Genomic DNA, 15,296 nt, shown 5'->3' with positions numbered 1-15,296 from the left:
ACAGTGTTTCCACGGGCGGAACAGCCCTAGGGTCCACGGATGCTCTCTCCACAGGCAACTACTATGTTAGCCAGACATCCAGCGGTTGCGAGAGCGCCAGAACTCTGGTGGCCGTAACAGTTAACACCACACCGGATGCTCCTGTGGCAAACGCCAGCCAGGCGTTCTGCTCAGCTGCTTTGCCGAAGGTCTCTGACCTTTCAGCCGCAGGCTCTAACCTGAAGTGGTACAGTGTTTCCACGGGCGGAACAGCCCTAGGGTCCACGGATGCTCTCTCCACAGGCAACTACTATGTTAGCCAGACATCCAGCGGTTGCGAGAGCGCCAGAACTCTGGTGGCCGTAACAGTTAATAATCCAATTACCGCAGGCATTATTGGTCCAAATACAGCACCTGTAAGTACATCTACTATTTTATCATCAAGTACCTATTCTATATCTGCTGGAACAATTGTTGGTTATACGATAACTTATAGTACTGCAACAGGTGAGTTTGCTTATGCTAATTCAAGCCTAAATGGCAATATTATTACCATAAACTGGGACATTAATCCAAGAGTATATAAGCTTACAGTAAGTTACACTAATCCCGGTGCCTGTGCGCAAACAGCTTCTATATTTATCTCTGTTTATGATCCTTCGGGAGGTTTTGTAACAGGAGGAGGCTCTATCGATTCGCCTCCTGGGGCACTTATAAGTAATCCTGATGCCGCAGGTGAGGCTAAATTCGGATTAGTTTCGAAGTTTGATAAAAATGGCAAAGTAACAGGTAATACTGATTTTGAATTTTCAGCTGGTGCTTTTTACTTCAAGAGTATTTCACATGATGATGGCTCTCTTGTTATAGATAATGCAAGAGCTACTTATAGGGGAACAGGTTATATTAAAGATCCTGTTACTGGAGCAAAGATAACTTCTGAAGAATATAAGTTCATGGTTAGTGCTTATGATCCTCAAGTCAACGGAAGTACTTCAAAGGACAGGTACAGGATCAAAATCACTAATAAAACTACAGGTGCTTTAGTATATGATAATTTAGTTGGCGCTGAAGAAAATGCTGCTTTGGAATCGGTTGCTTACAATTCTACAGAGTTAATTAGTGGCTCAATAGTAATACATAAGCCTACACCAGTTAAAGGCGGCTCAACCTCGAGTAAATTGATCACCGAAGCCAAACCTGCGCTTGAACAACAAAGCTCTTTATACAACTATCCAAACTCTTTTTCCGACAGAACGACTATTGCGTTCTCTTTAGATAAAGAAGAAAGCTTTGCGTTGGAGGTTTATGACGTGAAAGGTGCACTAGTTAAGAAAGTGAGCATGGGCATGGCAGAGGCCAACAAGCTTTATGAGTTTGATGTAGACGGTAGAAGTATGGCAGAGGGTATTTACATTGCCAGACTTGTTACTAGCTCCAGGTCACAAAGTATAAAATTGATATTGAAGAAATAAATCCTATAGTTTTATTGCCTTTTTTTAAATGAGATGTGCCGGTTCCTGTAAAGGGCCGGCACATCTCATTTAAAAAAAGGCAAAATTTGGATGTGTAAAAACTTTTAGCTTAAAATTTAGTTTGAAAGAAAAAGCTATTACATTTGCAATATCTAATGAATACCACAAAGAGCCATATCATTCTTTCTACCTATGCAGCACCTGCTGTTGCCGGCTCTACTGTGCATTTCCATCACATCCATCATTCCTCGTAAGAGGAATAAAAGCAACATATGGCCCCCGCTGGGTTTTTATACCCATTTATACTTTGCTGTTTAGCAAAGCAAGTTTACTTTTATATACTTCAAACTAAACATATACATATGCTTCGTATTGCCATTCAAAAGTCAGGCAGACTAAGTGAAGAATCACTAAAACTGATAAAGGAATGTGGTATTTCTTTCATTAACAGCAGCCTTAAATTAAAAACAGAGTCTACAAACTTCCCGCTCGAGATCTTGTATCTGCGCGATGATGATATTCCAGGCTATGTGGCTGATGGCGTTGCAGATATTGGAATTGTAGGCGAGAACGTGCTGGTAGAGGAAGGCATGCAGCAACTGGCAGTGGAGCCATTAGGCTTTTCAAAATGCCGCTTGTCGCTGGCTGTGCCTAAATCAGATGATTATTCTGACATCTCCGATCTGCAGGGCAAAAACATAGCTACGTCTTATCCAAATCTGTTGCAGTCATTCCTTGACGAAAGAGGCGTGCAAGCACACATCCATACTATAAGCGGCTCCGTGGAGATTGCTCCAAGTATAGGCTTGGCTGATGCTATTTGTGATATTGTTAGTTCTGGCAGTACGCTCATCAGCAACGGTTTAAAAGAAGTAGAGCGGGTGTTTAAATCTCAGGCTGTACTTATTTCAAACCAGAGCCTATCAGATGAGAAACGTGCTATACTTGATAAATTATTATTTAGGATACATGCGGTACAGCGTGCGCAGCGGGCAAAATATATCTTACTAAATGCACCAAATGACAAAGTAGATACAATTATCAAATTACTGCCTGGAATTAAATCACCTACTGTACTTCCATTGGCTGAGGAGGGATGGAGCTCGCTACATTCTGTGGTAAATGAAGATGACTTCTGGGACATCATCGAGAAATTGAGAGATGCTGGCGCAGAGGGAATTTTAGTAGTACCTATAGAAAAAATGATCAAATGATACGGAAGATTGTAAACCCCGATACCAGCACGTGGAACGAGCTTGCCAAAAGGCCTGTGAAGGATCTGGAGGAACTAGAGCCGGGCATCAGGCAGACATTTAAACTAGTGCAGGAGTTGGGTGATGAGGCACTCCTGCAGCTCGCTGAGAAGTATGACGGCGTAAGGCCATCTCAGCTTCTAGTATCAGAGCAGGAACTAACCTCAGCTACTGACAAGGTAGATGCAGAGCTTAGAGAAGCTATACTTCAGGCATACAACAATATTCGCACGTTTCATGAGAAACAGGCTGAAAAAATGCAGCCTGTGGAAACTATGCCTGGAGTTTTATGCTGGCGAAAAAGTGTAGCTATCCAGAAAGTAGGCTTATATATACCGGGAGGTACAGCGCCGTTGTTTTCTACCTTGCTCATGCTCGGAGTACCTGCTAAACTGGCTGGTTGCGAAAGTATAATTTTATGCACCCCACCGGCAAAGGATGGTAGTATACATCCGGCTATATTGTATACTGCTGGGCTGTTAGGTATCAATAGAATAGTAAAAGCAGGTGGCGCTCAGGCGGTAGCAGCCATGGCGTTTGGCACAGAAAGCGTACTTGCAGTAAGTAAAATATTTGGTCCAGGTAACCAGTATGTAACTGTAGCAAAGCAGATGGTAAGCAGGTTAGGAGTGGCCATCGATATGCCTGCTGGTCCGTCGGAGGTGTTGGTAATGGCAGATGAAGCTGCCAATCCTGCTTTTGTTGCTGCCGACCTGCTGTCGCAGGCAGAGCATGGAGCCGACTCGCAGGTAGTGCTACTTACTACTTCGGAGCAATTATTAGATGCAGTTGGTAAAGAACTGGAGAAGCAGCTTGCAGAGTTGCCAAGAGCAGGTTTTGCAGCGCAGGCACTCGAAAACAGTTTGGCTATTGTGCTTCCTGATACTGCTCAGATGCTGGCTTTTTCTAACATGTACGCTCCAGAGCACCTTATACTAGCCATAAAGGATTATGAAAGTATAGCAGAAGGTGTAGTAAATGCTGGTTCTGTTTTTCTGGGCAACTTCACGCCAGAGTCTGCTGGCGACTACGCTTCCGGCACTAACCATACTTTACCTACAAATGGCTTTGCCCGTGCCTACAGCGGCGTTTCTCTGGATAGCTTCTTAAAAAAGATTACCTTTCAGCACATCACTCCAGTTGGCCTAACCAATATAGGCAAAACAGTGGAGGTAATGGCAGCAGCAGAGGGTTTGCAGGCGCACAAAAATGCAGTTTCTATTAGATTAAAGGAGATCAACAATGTTTAACCTCGAAAGTATAATACGTCCTAACGTACTTAAAATGAAGCCCTATGCCTCGGCTCGGGACGAGTTTAAAGGTGCTGCTAATGTATTTCTGGATGCAAATGAGAATAACCTGGGCAGTCTGGCTGGTGAGAACTACAATCGCTATCCAGACCCGCACCAGAACAAACTTAAAGCGACCATTGCCGAAATTAAAGGTGTAAATCCAAACCAGATCTTCTTGGGAAATGGTAGCGATGAGGCGATTGATTTGTTGCTGCGCGCTTTCTGTACACCCGGGGTAGATGCACTGCTTTGCCTGCCGCCAACATACGGCATGTATGAGGTATCGGCTAACTTAAATGATGTACACATTGATACGGTGCAGCTTACTCCTGATTTCCAGATACCGGTGCGCGAGGTAATGCAAAGTATAAAACCTGAAACAAAAATACTTTTCATTTGCTCTCCCAATAACCCTACGGGCAATAGCATTGATCCTGAAAGTATAGAAACACTGCTGGACAACTTTGAAGGCATCGTGGTGATTGATGAAGCCTACATTGATTTTGCCACTGCCGCAAGCTGGACTACCCGATTAGAAGAGTACCCAAACCTGGTGGTGTTGCAGACTTTCTCTAAAGCGTGGGGTATGGCTGGCTTAAGGTTAGGGATGGCATTTGGCTCTGAAGCGTTGATCGCTATATTGGACAAAATTAAGCCACCTTACAATATAAATGAGGCCACGCAAGAGCTGGTACTACAGGCTTTAGATAAAACGGAAGTGCTAAAGGATATGGTAGAAGAGATTGTGCAGGAGCGCGAATTGTTGGTGCAGGCACTGCCACAGTTAAGTACTGTGGAGTTTGTTTATCCTTCAGAGGCTAACTTTATACTTGTTAAAGTAAAGGATGCGAACAAGCTGTATAACTATTTGCTGAATAAAGGTATAGTAGTTAGAAACAGATCCAGTTTGAAAGGCTGCGAAGGCTGTTTACGCATTTCGGTTGGTACGCTAGAAGAGAACCAGGAATTGTTAAAAGCCATTGAAGAATTTGGGTCTAAAGACAATGGTTAAACCATAAATTTCAAAGTATAAATTCAGAGTCTTTTGCCCAACATCACTAAATTCTTTCTTAAAACAGAAAATGAAAAAAGCATTATTTATAGATCGTGATGGTACCATATTGGTTGAGCCCAAAACGGATTACCAGGTAGATTCATTTGAAAAATTCGCCTTCTTACCAAAGTCTATCAGTAACCTGGCCAAGATTTACCAGGAGCTAGACTACGAGTTTGTGATGGTAACCAACCAGGATGGCTTGGGAACTGATTCCTATCCAGAGGATACTTTCTGGCCCTACCAGAACAAGATGCTGGATATTTTAGAAACAGAAGGAATCAAGTTTGATGATATTCTAATTGACCGCAGCTTTGAACATGAGGGACTGGAGTCAAGAAAGCCGGGAATCGGTATGATGAAGCGTTACCTGGCCGGGGAGTACGACCTTGCCAATAGCTTTGTGATCGGTGACCGTCAGACGGATGTGAAGCTGGCGCAGAACTTAGGTGCGCAGGCAATCTTTATCGGAAGCAACAATGCGGAAGGTGCCGTACTTACAACAGAAAACTGGGACGATATCTATACTTTTCTGAAACAGCAGAAGCCAACCCGTCGCGCCAGTGTACGCCGCGCCACTTCAGAAACTGATATACATGTTGATTTAGACCTGGACGGTACCGGTAAAATGGACATTCATACTGGTCTGGGCTTTTTTGACCACATGCTGGAGCAGGTGGCAAAGCACGCCAGAATAGATTTAACTATAAAAGTAAAAGGCGACCTGCATATCGACGAGCACCACACCATAGAAGATACCGGACTGGCTTTGGGAGAAGCATTTTTACAGGCTTTAGGGGATAAGCGAGGAATAAGCCGCTATGGTTTCTTTTTGCTGCCCATGGATGAGGTGCTGGCTCAGGTGGCAATCGACTTCAGCGGCCGCCCATGGGCTGTGTGGAATGCGGAGTTCAAGCGTGAGAAGGTGGGAGACATGCCTACTGAGATGTTTTTTCACTTTTTTAAGTCATTCTCTGATACAGCCAAAGCTAACTTAAACATCAAAGTAGAAGGCGACAACGAGCATCACAAAATAGAAGCTATATTTAAGGGGTTTGCACGTGCAATCAGAATGGCCGTTGAGCGCAACCTGGAAGACACTACCATACCAAGTACAAAAGGAATTCTTTAAGTTGTTGCACAACTAGCAAAACATAAAAGGGAGCCAATAAGTAGCTCCCTTTTATGTTTTAATAAATTATTACTTTATACTTTCGATCGTAGCCAGTCCATAGCCAGGTCAATATCATCAAATACAGCGATATAATCCGGGTTTTTAGCATGCTTTACCATTTTGTCAGTAGATAATCGGCTTAAAATGCTTTGAGAGTAAACCCAAGCAAACCACTGTAAACCGGCTTGTCGCATAGCAGGCAACCATATATCACTTCCCCACTTTGCTGCACTAGACCACTGGCCTTCTACCTGTGTATTGTCATTCAGAATCTTGTAGCAGGCCTGAGATTGCATAATTTCCAGCATTTTTTCGCAGCCAGTTACAACACTGTCATAATTTTGGTACCCACGCCAATTAACATAGATCCAATCCCCAACAGAATTATATTCTATGGCTAAATGGTCGTCACGGTACAAAAGCTCGTTTCTCATCAATTTCTTTAACACAACACTAATTTTTGATGCGAATGGGTGGCAAAACTACAAACCAATTGCTTCTAAAAGCAACCTTTTTTTGAAGTTTATCAAATCTATTAAGATGAAAATTGCACTGGTTTTATAGGCAGCGGCTCAAGGCAACATTATTATATTTCAATTATGTAAGTTAACTGCATGCTCAGATTAAACGTACGAATATATACTTATTGTATATGTTTTAACAGTAATTTCTAATCTGCAAACTGGCGTTGGTTCCCCGAATAGTGCAGTCGGATTTAATAGTTTTTTTATGAATAAATCACTCAGAATTTTACTACTTTTTTTTCTTATCACGACTGTTACGAATTTTAAAAAGGGAATTGCGCAACACCTTCTGGTTAATGTTCACTCAAATGCTGCTCACCTTGTCGTAGACAAACTAGCCGGATGCATTCAGTACGAAACTATCTCCTCTGTTACTGATATACACAATAACGCTGAAAATTTTTTAGGGCTGCATAACTATTTAGCTACTGCTTTTCCTTTGGTGCACCAATACTTAACAAGAGAGGCAGTTAATAATTACAGCCTTTTATATACCTGGACCGGCACTAATTCTTCTCTAAAACCAGTACTAATTAGTGCACACTTAGATGTTGTTCCCATTGAGTCTGCTTCGGAGAACGATTGGCGTCATGATCCTTTTAAGGGCGAAATAGCAGATGGCTACATTTGGGGGCGAGGCACCATGGATGACAAGTATAGGGTAATAGCCATACTTGAGGCGGCGGAGCGGCTTCTACAGCAAAATTATCAGCCAGAGCGGACGATATACTTTGCTTTCGGCCATGATGAAGAGGTAGGGGGCTACGAAGGTGCTGGTCAAATCAGTGCTTTACTGGAGAGTAGAGGTGTTGCGTTGGAAGCTGTGTTTGATGAAGGTTTAGCAGTTGCTGAGGATATAATACCGGGAGTAGAAGAGCAATTGGCATTAGTAGGAACAGCCGCAAAGGGAAACTTAAATTTAAAGCTAACAGTAACCGGTGAGGGTGGGCACTCTTCTATGCCACCACTCGAAACCCCGATTGCATTGCTGAGTCGCGCTCTTGTGAGGTTGCATGATAAACCGTTTAAACCTCGCATGATCCCTACAACAAGAGAGACTGTAAACGTTTTGGCCAGTAGAATGGGAGGCAAGTATAAATTTGCTGTGCGCCATTATGGTCTTTTTGAAAACAGAATACTTAAGATGCTCGCTCAAGATCAGGCTACGAATGCGCTGATCAGGACCAAAATGGCACCTACCATACTAGAGGCAGGCGATAAGTATAATGTACTCCCAAGAATAGCAACAGCCATCATCAATATCAGGATTTTAAATGGGGAAGATATCAACTCTGTAATAAAGCATGTAAAAAAGTCTATTGCTGATGATAGGGTGCAAGTAGAGGTTTTTGGAAAGTATACACCGCCTTCACCTGTTACTCCTACAGATACATGGTTATATGCCGCTTTAAATAGTACAATCAATAAAACCTTTCCGGATGCGCTGGTTGTACCGGCTCTATTTCCGGGAGCAACAGACTCTAAACACTACACTAACCTTACTCCAAATATCTTCCGTTTTGCTCCGCAGGTGGTTAACCGCGAGTCTGCCAAGCTGGTACACAATGTAAATGAACGAATATCTGTTGATGTTTTAAGAAAGTGCATTCAGTTTTACGAAAACCTGATTCAAACAACTTGTGGCATAAATGCAGCGCAAAAGTTTGTGAAGAAAAATGAAGCTGCCGCTTTGCCTTTTGGGGTTAATGGCGAGTAAATAATTCCTGAAAAAGTTTGCACTTACCAGATTAGCCATTACTTTTGCAATAAGACATTTAATATTGTCTCAACTTTAGAAAAAGAAATGATTAAGAATCTTCATATGGCATGGTGGTGGCACGTTACTAAAAGTATCGTGAACAGCCGTTCTATGCTAAATGTGAAGTAATACAAATAGCATTAACCCAAAGGTATCAAAGGCCTGCTGTTCACTAAGAACAGCAGGCCTTTTTGTTTTAGACCAATTTGCACAATGAGCAAGTATAAAATTACCACCACCTACAAACGCCTTCTAGCCGATACGCTTACTCCGGTTAGTGTGTATCTGAAGCTGCGCGACAAGTTTCCGAACAGCATTTTGCTGGAAAGCTCCGATTATCACGGGGCGGAGAACAGCTTCTCGTATATCTGCTGCAACCCGATGGCTAGTATAAAAGCAGAGAACGAAGTGCTGACTGAGGTTTACCCAGACGGCAGCGTGCGTACTACGGATGTTACCAAGGAAACAGATGTGCCAGCATTGCTGAGCCAGTTTTCGAGGAGCTTTGAAGTGGAGGAGAAGAAGCAGTTCAGCTTTATACATAACGGCCTTTTCGGTTACATGAGCTATGATGCGGTGCGTTACTATGAAGACATTGACCTAACGCTTCGCGAAGGCCGTGCCGATATTCCGGATCTATACTATGCCGTGTACCGCCACATCATCGCCATTAACCATTTTACCAACGAGGCTTACATCTTTGCGCATAATTACAACCAAGGAGATGACGATGGTATTGCGCAACTAGAGGCCCTGCTAAATAGCCGCAACATCCCAAGCTATACTTTTAAAACATCCGGGAAGGAGGAGCATAATATTACGACTGAGGACTTCCTGAAGAACATTGAGAAGGCAAAGCAGCATTGCTACCGTGGCGATGTGTTCCAACTGGTGCTGTCGCGCCGTTTTGCACAGGGATTCCAGGGCGATGAGTTTAATGTGTACCGTGCCCTGCGTTCTATCAACCCATCGCCATACTTGTTCTACTTCGATTACGGCAGCTTCAAGATCTTCGGTTCTTCCCCGGAGGCACAACTGGTTATCAAAGATCAGAAGGCAAGCATTTTCCCGATTGCAGGTACTTTCAGAAGAACAGGTGATGATGCGGCTGACGCAGCACTTGCCGAGAAACTGCTTGCCGACCCCAAAGAGAATGCCGAGCACGTGATGTTGGTAGACTTGGCCCGCAACGATCTGAGCCGAAATGGCCATAGCGTACAAGTGGAGACATTCCGTGAGATTCAGTTCTACTCACATGTGATTCACCTGGTGTCCAAAGTATCGGGTACACTGCACAATCAGGAAGATGCGCTGAAGATGGTTGCCAGCACTTTTCCGGCTGGTACCTTATCGGGTGCTCCCAAGCACAAGGCCATGCAATTGATAGATAAGTATGAAACTACTAACCGCGCTTTCTATGGCGGCTGCATCGGCTTCCTCGACTTCAACGGCAACTTCAACAGCGCCATCATGATCCGCTCATTCCTGAGCAAGGACTATAAATTATACTTCCAGGCGGGTGCCGGCATTGTGGCTGCTTCTAACCCGGAGAGCGAACTACAGGAGGTGGACAATAAATTAATGGCGCTGCGCCGCGCTTTACAACTAGCACAGGAGATCAATTAATATGAACGTTCTGGTAATCGATAACTACGACTCATTTACTTATAACCTGGTGCACCTGCTGCAGGAGCTGGGGGCAAATGTAACCGTACGCCGCAACGACAAAACTACGCTGGAAGAGGTTGGGCAATATGATAAGATCATGCTTTCTCCCGGGCCCGGCATTCCGGATGAGGCAGGCTTGTTAAAAGAGATCATCCGTACCTATGGCCCTACAAAAGATATGTTTGGCGTGTGCCTGGGGCATCAGGCGATAGGCGAAGTATACGGTGGTAAGTTATTTAACAGCAACGAAGTATGGCATGGTATTGCAACGCCGGTGCAGGTGATAAGTGAGGATGAACCACTCTTTAAAGATCTGCCAGAGAAGTTCGCTACTGGCCGTTACCACTCCTGGCTGGTAGAGCAGGAACTGCCGGATTGCCTGATACCAACAGCAGTAGATGAACAAGGCAATATCATGGCCATGCGCCACAAAGAGTATAAAGTCCGAGGTGTGCAGTTCCATCCGGAGTCGGTGCTAACGGAGCATGGCAAGGAAATGATCAAGAACTGGTTAGAAGCTTAAAACATGAAAGAGATACTAAATCACTTATTCGAACATAAAACACTGACGAAGGAACAGGCGCGGGAAGTGCTGGTGAACATTGCGGCCGGCAAGTATAACCAAAGCCAGATCTCCAGTTTCCTGACAGTGTACATGATGCGCAGCATTACCGTGGAGGAACTTGAGGGGTTTCGGGATGCACTGCTGGAACTGTGTCACCGCGTGGACTTGGACGCTTACAACCCGATGGATTTATGCGGTACTGGTGGCGACGGAAAGGATACATTTAACATCTCTACGCTATCTTCTTTTGTAGTAGCGGCTAATGGTGTGGCAGTTGCTAAGCATGGCAATTACGGCGTTTCCTCTTCCTGCGGCTCATCTAACGTATTGGAGGCGCTGGGTATAAAATTTACTACCGATACAGATGCACTGGAACGCAGCATCGAAAAGTATAACATCTGCTTTCTGCATGCGCCGCTTTTCCACCCGGCAATGAAGAGTGTAGGGCCTATCAGAAGAGAGCTTGGCGTAAAGACCTTCTTCAACATGCTTGGCCCGATGGTCAACCCCGCCTTCCCGAAACGCCAGCTGGTGGGGGTGTTCAGCCTGGAACTGGCGCGTATGTACGGCTATCTCTATCAGCAAACCGACACCCGCTATACCATACTTCATACACTGGATGGATACGACGAAATTTCACTTACGAGTCCGTTTAAAGTGATTTCTGACAGACAGGAAGTGCTTTTGGACGCACAGGCGCTGGGCCTGCCGCAGTTGCAAGAAGAGCAGATAAAGGGAGGCGGTACCATAGCCTCCGCAGCAGAGATCTTTTTACAGGTGCTGAAGGGAGAAGGCAGTGAGGCGCAAACAGCTGTTGTTTCAGCTAACGCAGCCATGGCAATACAATGCGCACGTCCGGAATTGGAACTGAAAGAGGCTGTAAGTATAGCCAAAGAAACACTGATTTCAGGTAAAGCCTATACTTTGTTTAACAAGCTTATAAACGATCAGAAACTGGTAGAGGCTTAGTGGTCTCTAAATACTCAAATTACAAAACATTACGATATGAATATCCTAGACCAAATCATCGCCACAAAATATAAGGAAGTAGCTGAGCGTAAAGAGTTATACCCGGTAAAGCTGTTGGAGAAGAGTTTATACTTCGAAACACCTTGTATTTCGCTGGAGCGTTACCTGCTGCGCCCGGATAAAAGCGGCATTATTGCAGAGATCAAACGCAAATCACCATCACGCGGTGACATTAATCCCTATGTGTCAGTAGAACGCACTTCTATAGGTTACATGCAGGCAGGTGCTTCCGCTTTATCTATTTTAACCGATGGGCCATACTTTGGTGGCAAAAACGAAGACCTGTCAACTGCCAGAAAGTACAACTACTGCCCAATTCTGCGCAAGGACTTTACAGTGGATGAGTACCAGATCGTGGAAGCCAAATCTATCGGTGCCGATGCCATACTTCTGATTGCTGCCGCTTTGGAACCTGTGCGTTTAAAGGAGCTGGCTGCTTTTGCCCGCTCATTTGGATTGGAGGTTCTACTGGAGGTGCGCGATAAAGAAGAACTTGATGCCACACTAAGTGATGACGTAAATGTGGTAGGCGTAAACAATCGCAACCTAAAAGACTTTGTTACTGATATAAATGCATCGTTTGAAATGGCTAAGTACATTCCTGCTGGCATTACCAAGATATCAGAAAGTGGCATCAGCAATCCTCAAACATTGCTAGATTTGCGAGAGGCTGGTTTCAATGGCTTCCTGATTGGGGAAAGTTTTATGTATAACAGCCGTCCGGAACGTGCAGCAGCTAATTTTATCAAAGAATTCAAGCAACTGCTGGAGAAAAAAGAAGGACAGCTGGTTTAACGCTTACTGTTTAATTATGAAAATAAAGGTTTGTGGCATGCGGAATCCGGAGAACATCCGGCATGTGGCAGAGTTAATGCCTGACTACATGGGCTTCATTTTTTACAAAGGCTCTAAGCGTTACGCCGAAAACTCTATTACTCCCCAATTGTTGGCCGAGCTCCCGAAAAGTATAAAGAAAACAGGTGTATTTGTAAATGCCTCGACGGAAAGTATTAAAGCAATAATCAAGAAGTATAAACTGGATGCGGTACAGCTCCATGGCCGTGAGACGCCGCGCCAATGCGCTGAAATGAAGGAACTTGGTGTTGAAGTAATTAAGGTGTTTTCGGTGGATGACAGGTTTGTGTTTGAAAATACGCTACTATATGAGTCATGTGCCGACTATTTCCTTTTTGATACAAGAGGCCAGGAATATGGAGGCAACGGCTTTCCCTTTGACTGGGAATTACTAAAGGGTTATCTCTCGCCAAAGCCATACTTCCTAAGCGGTGGCATCAATTCAGAGAATAGTAAACAACTGGACAAAGTACGGCCACAGCCTTATGCCATCGATGTAAACAGCGGCTTTGAAATGGAGCCGGGGCTAAAGAAGGTGGATGAACTGAGGCTGCTCTTTGAGCAATTAAAAATTAAAAATTAGAAATTAATAATTAGGAGTTAATAGGTTTAGAATGATTAGTAATGCAGAAGCTTATAGAATATATGCTTAGTTCCAAGGGCTTTTTCAGCAGATCATTTCTAATTTATAATTTCTAATTCATAATTAAATATTATGAGCTATCACGTTAACGAAAAAGGATTTTACGGTAAGTTTGGAGGAGCTTATGTTCCTGAAATGCTGTACCCCAATGTGGAGGAGCTGCGCCAGAATTACCTTCGCATCATACAGGAGCCTGATTTCCAGGACGAGCTGCAGCATCTGCTAAAGGATTATGTAGGACGACCTACACCTCTGTACTTTGCGCCGCGCCTCTCTGAAAAGTATAACACCAAAATATACCTGAAGCGCGAGGACTTGAACCATACAGGTGCACATAAGATCAACAACACCATCGGGCAGGTACTGCTTGCAAAGCGCCTGGGTAAAAAACGCATCATCGCAGAAACAGGTGCTGGTCAGCACGGTGTGGCTACGGCTACAGTTTGCGCCCTGATGGGGCTGGAGTGCATCGTGTACATGGGTGAGGTGGACATTGAACGGCAGGCACCGAACGTGGCCCGCATGAAAATGCTAGGGGCAACGGTAGTGCCAGCCACTAGCGGAAGTAAAACTTTAAAGGATGCGACTAACGAAGCCATCCGTGACTGGATTAACAATCCTGAGGATACTTACTATATCATTGGTTCAGTAGTTGGTCCACACCCATATCCGGACATGGTAGCTCGTTTTCAGGCGGTTATTTCTGAAGAAATGCGTGCGCAGCTGCTAGAGAAAGAAGGTACTGAATTACCAAACTATGTAATAGCCTGTGTAGGCGGTGGTAGTAACGCGGCTGGTGCTTTTTACCATTACCTCGACGAGCCGGAAGTTCAACTGGTGGCGGTAGAGGCAGCCGGTAAAGGCATTGATTCCGGTGAGTCGGCAGCAACATCCATACTTGGCAAAGATGGCATCATCCATGGCAGCCGCACGTTGTTGATGCAGACGGAGGACGGTCAGGTAACGGAGCCATACTCTATCTCGGCTGGACTGGATTACCCGGGTGTTGGTCCGTTGCATGCGCACCTGTTCGTGAGCAAGCGTGCCCGTTTTATGAGTGCCACCGATGATGAAGCGCTAAAGGCCGTGCTTGAACTTACAAGGCTGGAAGGCATTATTCCGGCATTGGAAACAGCGCATGCCCTGGCGGTGCTGGAGAAGCTGCAGGCAAAGCCGAATGAGATCGTTATCATTAACCTCTCTGGCCGCGGCGACAAAGACCTATCTACTTATCTAAAGCATTTCCATTTCGATGAACAATAGAATCAAGAGCCTTTTTGCACAGAAGCAGAAAGGGCTGCTGTCGGTATACTTTACGGCTGGTTTCCCGAACCTGGATGATACAGAAACAATCATTCTGGAGTTGGAGAAGAATGGCGTAGACTTAATTGAGGTAGGTATGCCATTCTCTGATCCGTTGGCCGATGGACCTACCATACAGGCCAGCAGCACTGTAGCTCTGCTTAACGGCATGACTATTTCTAAGCTGTTTGAGCAACTAAAAGACATCCGCCAAAAAACACAAATCCCATTGGTGCTGATGGGCTACTTGAACCCGGTAATGCAGTTTGGCGTGGAGCGTTTTTGCCAGAAAGCCGCTGAGGTGGGCATAGATGGTATAATACTTCCTGACTTGCCACTGCGTGAGTATGTGGAAGAGTATAAGGAGCTGTTCGAGAAGTATAACCTAAGCAAAGTATTCCTGATAACGCCGCAAACACCGGAGGCGCGCATCCGGGAAATTGACAGCAACACTAACGGCTTTATTTATTTGGTATCGTCAGCCTCAACTACTGGTAAAACGGTGGGTTTGGCAGAACAAAGCCAGGCATACTTCCAGCGTGTGGCAGCCATGCAACTACAAAATCCGGGAGTTATTGGTTTCGGCATCCACGACAAATATACGTTCAGTGCCGCCTGTAACCATGCCAGTGGGGCTATCATAGGTAGTGCTTTTGTAAAGGCGCTGCAACAAGAGGGAAGCCTGGAGCAAAACATCTCATCATTCATCCAAAGCATCAAAAACTAA

15 protein-coding genes are annotated in these 15,296 nt (G+C 44.7%); 13 read left to right on the top strand and 2 right to left on the bottom strand.

Going from position 1 to position 15,296, the window contains the following annotated elements:
• Positions 1–61: 61 nt before the first annotated feature.
• Positions 62–280, bottom strand: coding sequence for a hypothetical protein (locus H8S84_RS20055; RefSeq protein WP_187065795.1), 219 nt, complete (start codon positions 278–280; stop codon positions 62–64).
• Here H8S84_RS20055 and H8S84_RS20285 point away from each other — a divergent pair.
• The 5 genes from H8S84_RS20285 to hisB all read left to right on the top strand — a co-directional run bounded on the left by H8S84_RS20285 (position 180) and on the right by hisB (position 6,182).
• Entirely contained in the window at positions 180–1,451 is a 1,272-nt protein-coding gene (locus tag H8S84_RS20285) for a T9SS type A sorting domain-containing protein (RefSeq protein WP_394367992.1), read from the top strand. The genes H8S84_RS20055 and H8S84_RS20285 overlap by 101 nt on opposite strands.
• A 362-nt stretch (positions 1,452–1,813) precedes the next feature.
• On the top strand, positions 1,814–2,665 hold the full coding sequence (gene hisG, locus H8S84_RS03045; RefSeq protein WP_187065793.1) for an ATP phosphoribosyltransferase: 852 nt from the start codon (positions 1,814–1,816) through the stop codon (positions 2,663–2,665).
• A complete protein-coding gene (gene hisD / locus H8S84_RS03040; RefSeq protein WP_187065792.1) occupies positions 2,662–3,954 on the top strand; it encodes a histidinol dehydrogenase in 1,293 nt (430 codons plus the stop codon). The genes hisG and hisD overlap by 4 nt, the downstream gene beginning before the upstream one ends.
• Positions 3,947–5,008 carry a histidinol-phosphate transaminase gene (hisC, locus tag H8S84_RS03035; protein ID WP_187065791.1) on the top strand — a complete coding sequence of 354 codons (1,062 nt, stop codon included), beginning with the start codon at positions 3,947–3,949 and terminating at the stop codon, positions 5,006–5,008. Before hisD ends, hisC begins: the two co-directional genes overlap by 8 nt.
• A 70-nt stretch (positions 5,009–5,078) precedes the next feature.
• Positions 5,079–6,182 carry a bifunctional histidinol-phosphatase/imidazoleglycerol-phosphate dehydratase HisB gene (hisB, locus tag H8S84_RS03030; protein ID WP_187065790.1) on the top strand — a complete coding sequence of 368 codons (1,104 nt, stop codon included), beginning with the start codon at positions 5,079–5,081 and terminating at the stop codon, positions 6,180–6,182.
• Between the two features lie 74 nt (positions 6,183–6,256).
• Here hisB and H8S84_RS03025 read toward each other — a convergent pair whose 3' ends face one another.
• On the bottom strand, positions 6,257–6,658 hold the full coding sequence (locus H8S84_RS03025; RefSeq protein ID WP_222621557.1) for a hypothetical protein: 402 nt from the start codon (positions 6,656–6,658) through the stop codon (positions 6,257–6,259).
• A 295-nt stretch (positions 6,659–6,953) separates the two neighbouring features.
• Here H8S84_RS03025 and H8S84_RS03020 point away from each other — a divergent pair, with 295 nt between their 5' ends.
• From H8S84_RS03020 to trpA, 8 genes are all read left to right on the top strand, one after another.
• The gene (locus H8S84_RS03020) at positions 6,954–8,465 is read left to right on the top strand and encodes a M20 family peptidase (RefSeq protein ID WP_187065788.1); all 1,512 of its coding nucleotides are present in this window, start codon (positions 6,954–6,956) and stop codon (positions 8,463–8,465) included.
• A 255-nt stretch (positions 8,466–8,720) separates the two neighbouring features.
• Positions 8,721–10,133, top strand: a complete 1,413-nt coding sequence (locus H8S84_RS03015) for an anthranilate synthase component I family protein (RefSeq protein WP_187065787.1) — start codon at positions 8,721–8,723, stop codon at positions 10,131–10,133.
• Between the two features lies 1 nt (position 10,134).
• Positions 10,135–10,698 (top strand): anthranilate synthase component II, encoded by a 564-nt coding sequence (locus tag H8S84_RS03010; protein ID WP_187065786.1) that lies wholly within the window; start codon positions 10,135–10,137, stop codon positions 10,696–10,698.
• Between the two features lie 3 nt (positions 10,699–10,701).
• Positions 10,702–11,709, top strand: coding sequence for an anthranilate phosphoribosyltransferase (gene trpD, locus H8S84_RS03005; protein WP_187065785.1), 1,008 nt, complete (start codon positions 10,702–10,704; stop codon positions 11,707–11,709).
• 36 nt (positions 11,710–11,745) lie between these two features.
• Entirely contained in the window at positions 11,746–12,564 is an 819-nt protein-coding gene (trpC, locus tag H8S84_RS03000) for an indole-3-glycerol phosphate synthase TrpC (protein ID WP_187065784.1), read from the top strand.
• Positions 12,565–12,580: 16 nt separating this feature from the next.
• Complete coding sequence (locus H8S84_RS02995) at positions 12,581–13,207, top strand: phosphoribosylanthranilate isomerase (protein ID WP_187065783.1); 627 nt, start codon at positions 12,581–12,583, stop codon at positions 13,205–13,207.
• A gap of 132 nt (positions 13,208–13,339) precedes the next feature.
• The gene (gene trpB / locus H8S84_RS02990; RefSeq protein ID WP_187065782.1) at positions 13,340–14,530 is read left to right on the top strand and encodes a tryptophan synthase subunit beta; all 1,191 of its coding nucleotides are present in this window, start codon (positions 13,340–13,342) and stop codon (positions 14,528–14,530) included.
• Positions 14,520–15,296 carry a tryptophan synthase subunit alpha gene (gene trpA / locus H8S84_RS02985; RefSeq protein WP_187065781.1) on the top strand — a complete coding sequence of 259 codons (777 nt, stop codon included), beginning with the start codon at positions 14,520–14,522 and terminating at the stop codon, positions 15,294–15,296. Before trpB ends, trpA begins: the two co-directional genes overlap by 11 nt.

Origin of the sequence: Pontibacter cellulosilyticus (assembly GCF_014306105.1) — a bacterium.
Lineage (GTDB): Bacteria > Bacteroidota > Bacteroidia > Cytophagales > Hymenobacteraceae > Pontibacter > Pontibacter cellulosilyticus.
This window is presented reverse-complemented; position numbering and strand designations above follow the sequence as displayed.

What these genes read in the sequence shown, in the direction of transcription:
- hisG (WP_187065793.1), top strand. Translation starts at nt 1,814, where the DNA reads ATGCTTCGTATTGCCATTCAAAAGTCAGGCAGACTAAGTGAAGAATCA.
- hisD (WP_187065792.1), top strand. Translation starts at nt 2,662, where the DNA reads ATGATACGGAAGATTGTAAACCCCGATACCAGCACGTGGAACGAGCTT.
- hisC (WP_187065791.1), top strand. Translation starts at nt 3,947, where the DNA reads ATGTTTAACCTCGAAAGTATAATACGTCCTAACGTACTTAAAATGAAG.
- hisB (WP_187065790.1), top strand. Translation starts at nt 5,079, where the DNA reads ATGAAAAAAGCATTATTTATAGATCGTGATGGTACCATATTGGTTGAG.
- H8S84_RS03025 (WP_222621557.1), bottom strand. Translation starts at nt 6,658, where the DNA reads ATGAGAAACGAGCTTTTGTACCGTGACGACCATTTAGCCATAGAATAT.
- H8S84_RS03020 (WP_187065788.1), top strand. Translation starts at nt 6,954, where the DNA reads ATGAATAAATCACTCAGAATTTTACTACTTTTTTTTCTTATCACGACT.
- H8S84_RS03015 (WP_187065787.1), top strand. Translation starts at nt 8,721, where the DNA reads ATGAGCAAGTATAAAATTACCACCACCTACAAACGCCTTCTAGCCGAT.
- H8S84_RS03010 (WP_187065786.1), top strand. Translation starts at nt 10,135, where the DNA reads ATGAACGTTCTGGTAATCGATAACTACGACTCATTTACTTATAACCTG.
- trpD (WP_187065785.1), top strand. Translation starts at nt 10,702, where the DNA reads ATGAAAGAGATACTAAATCACTTATTCGAACATAAAACACTGACGAAG.
- trpC (WP_187065784.1), top strand. Translation starts at nt 11,746, where the DNA reads ATGAATATCCTAGACCAAATCATCGCCACAAAATATAAGGAAGTAGCT.
- H8S84_RS02995 (WP_187065783.1), top strand. Translation starts at nt 12,581, where the DNA reads ATGAAAATAAAGGTTTGTGGCATGCGGAATCCGGAGAACATCCGGCAT.
- trpB (WP_187065782.1), top strand. Translation starts at nt 13,340, where the DNA reads ATGAGCTATCACGTTAACGAAAAAGGATTTTACGGTAAGTTTGGAGGA.
- trpA (WP_187065781.1), top strand. Translation starts at nt 14,520, where the DNA reads ATGAACAATAGAATCAAGAGCCTTTTTGCACAGAAGCAGAAAGGGCTG.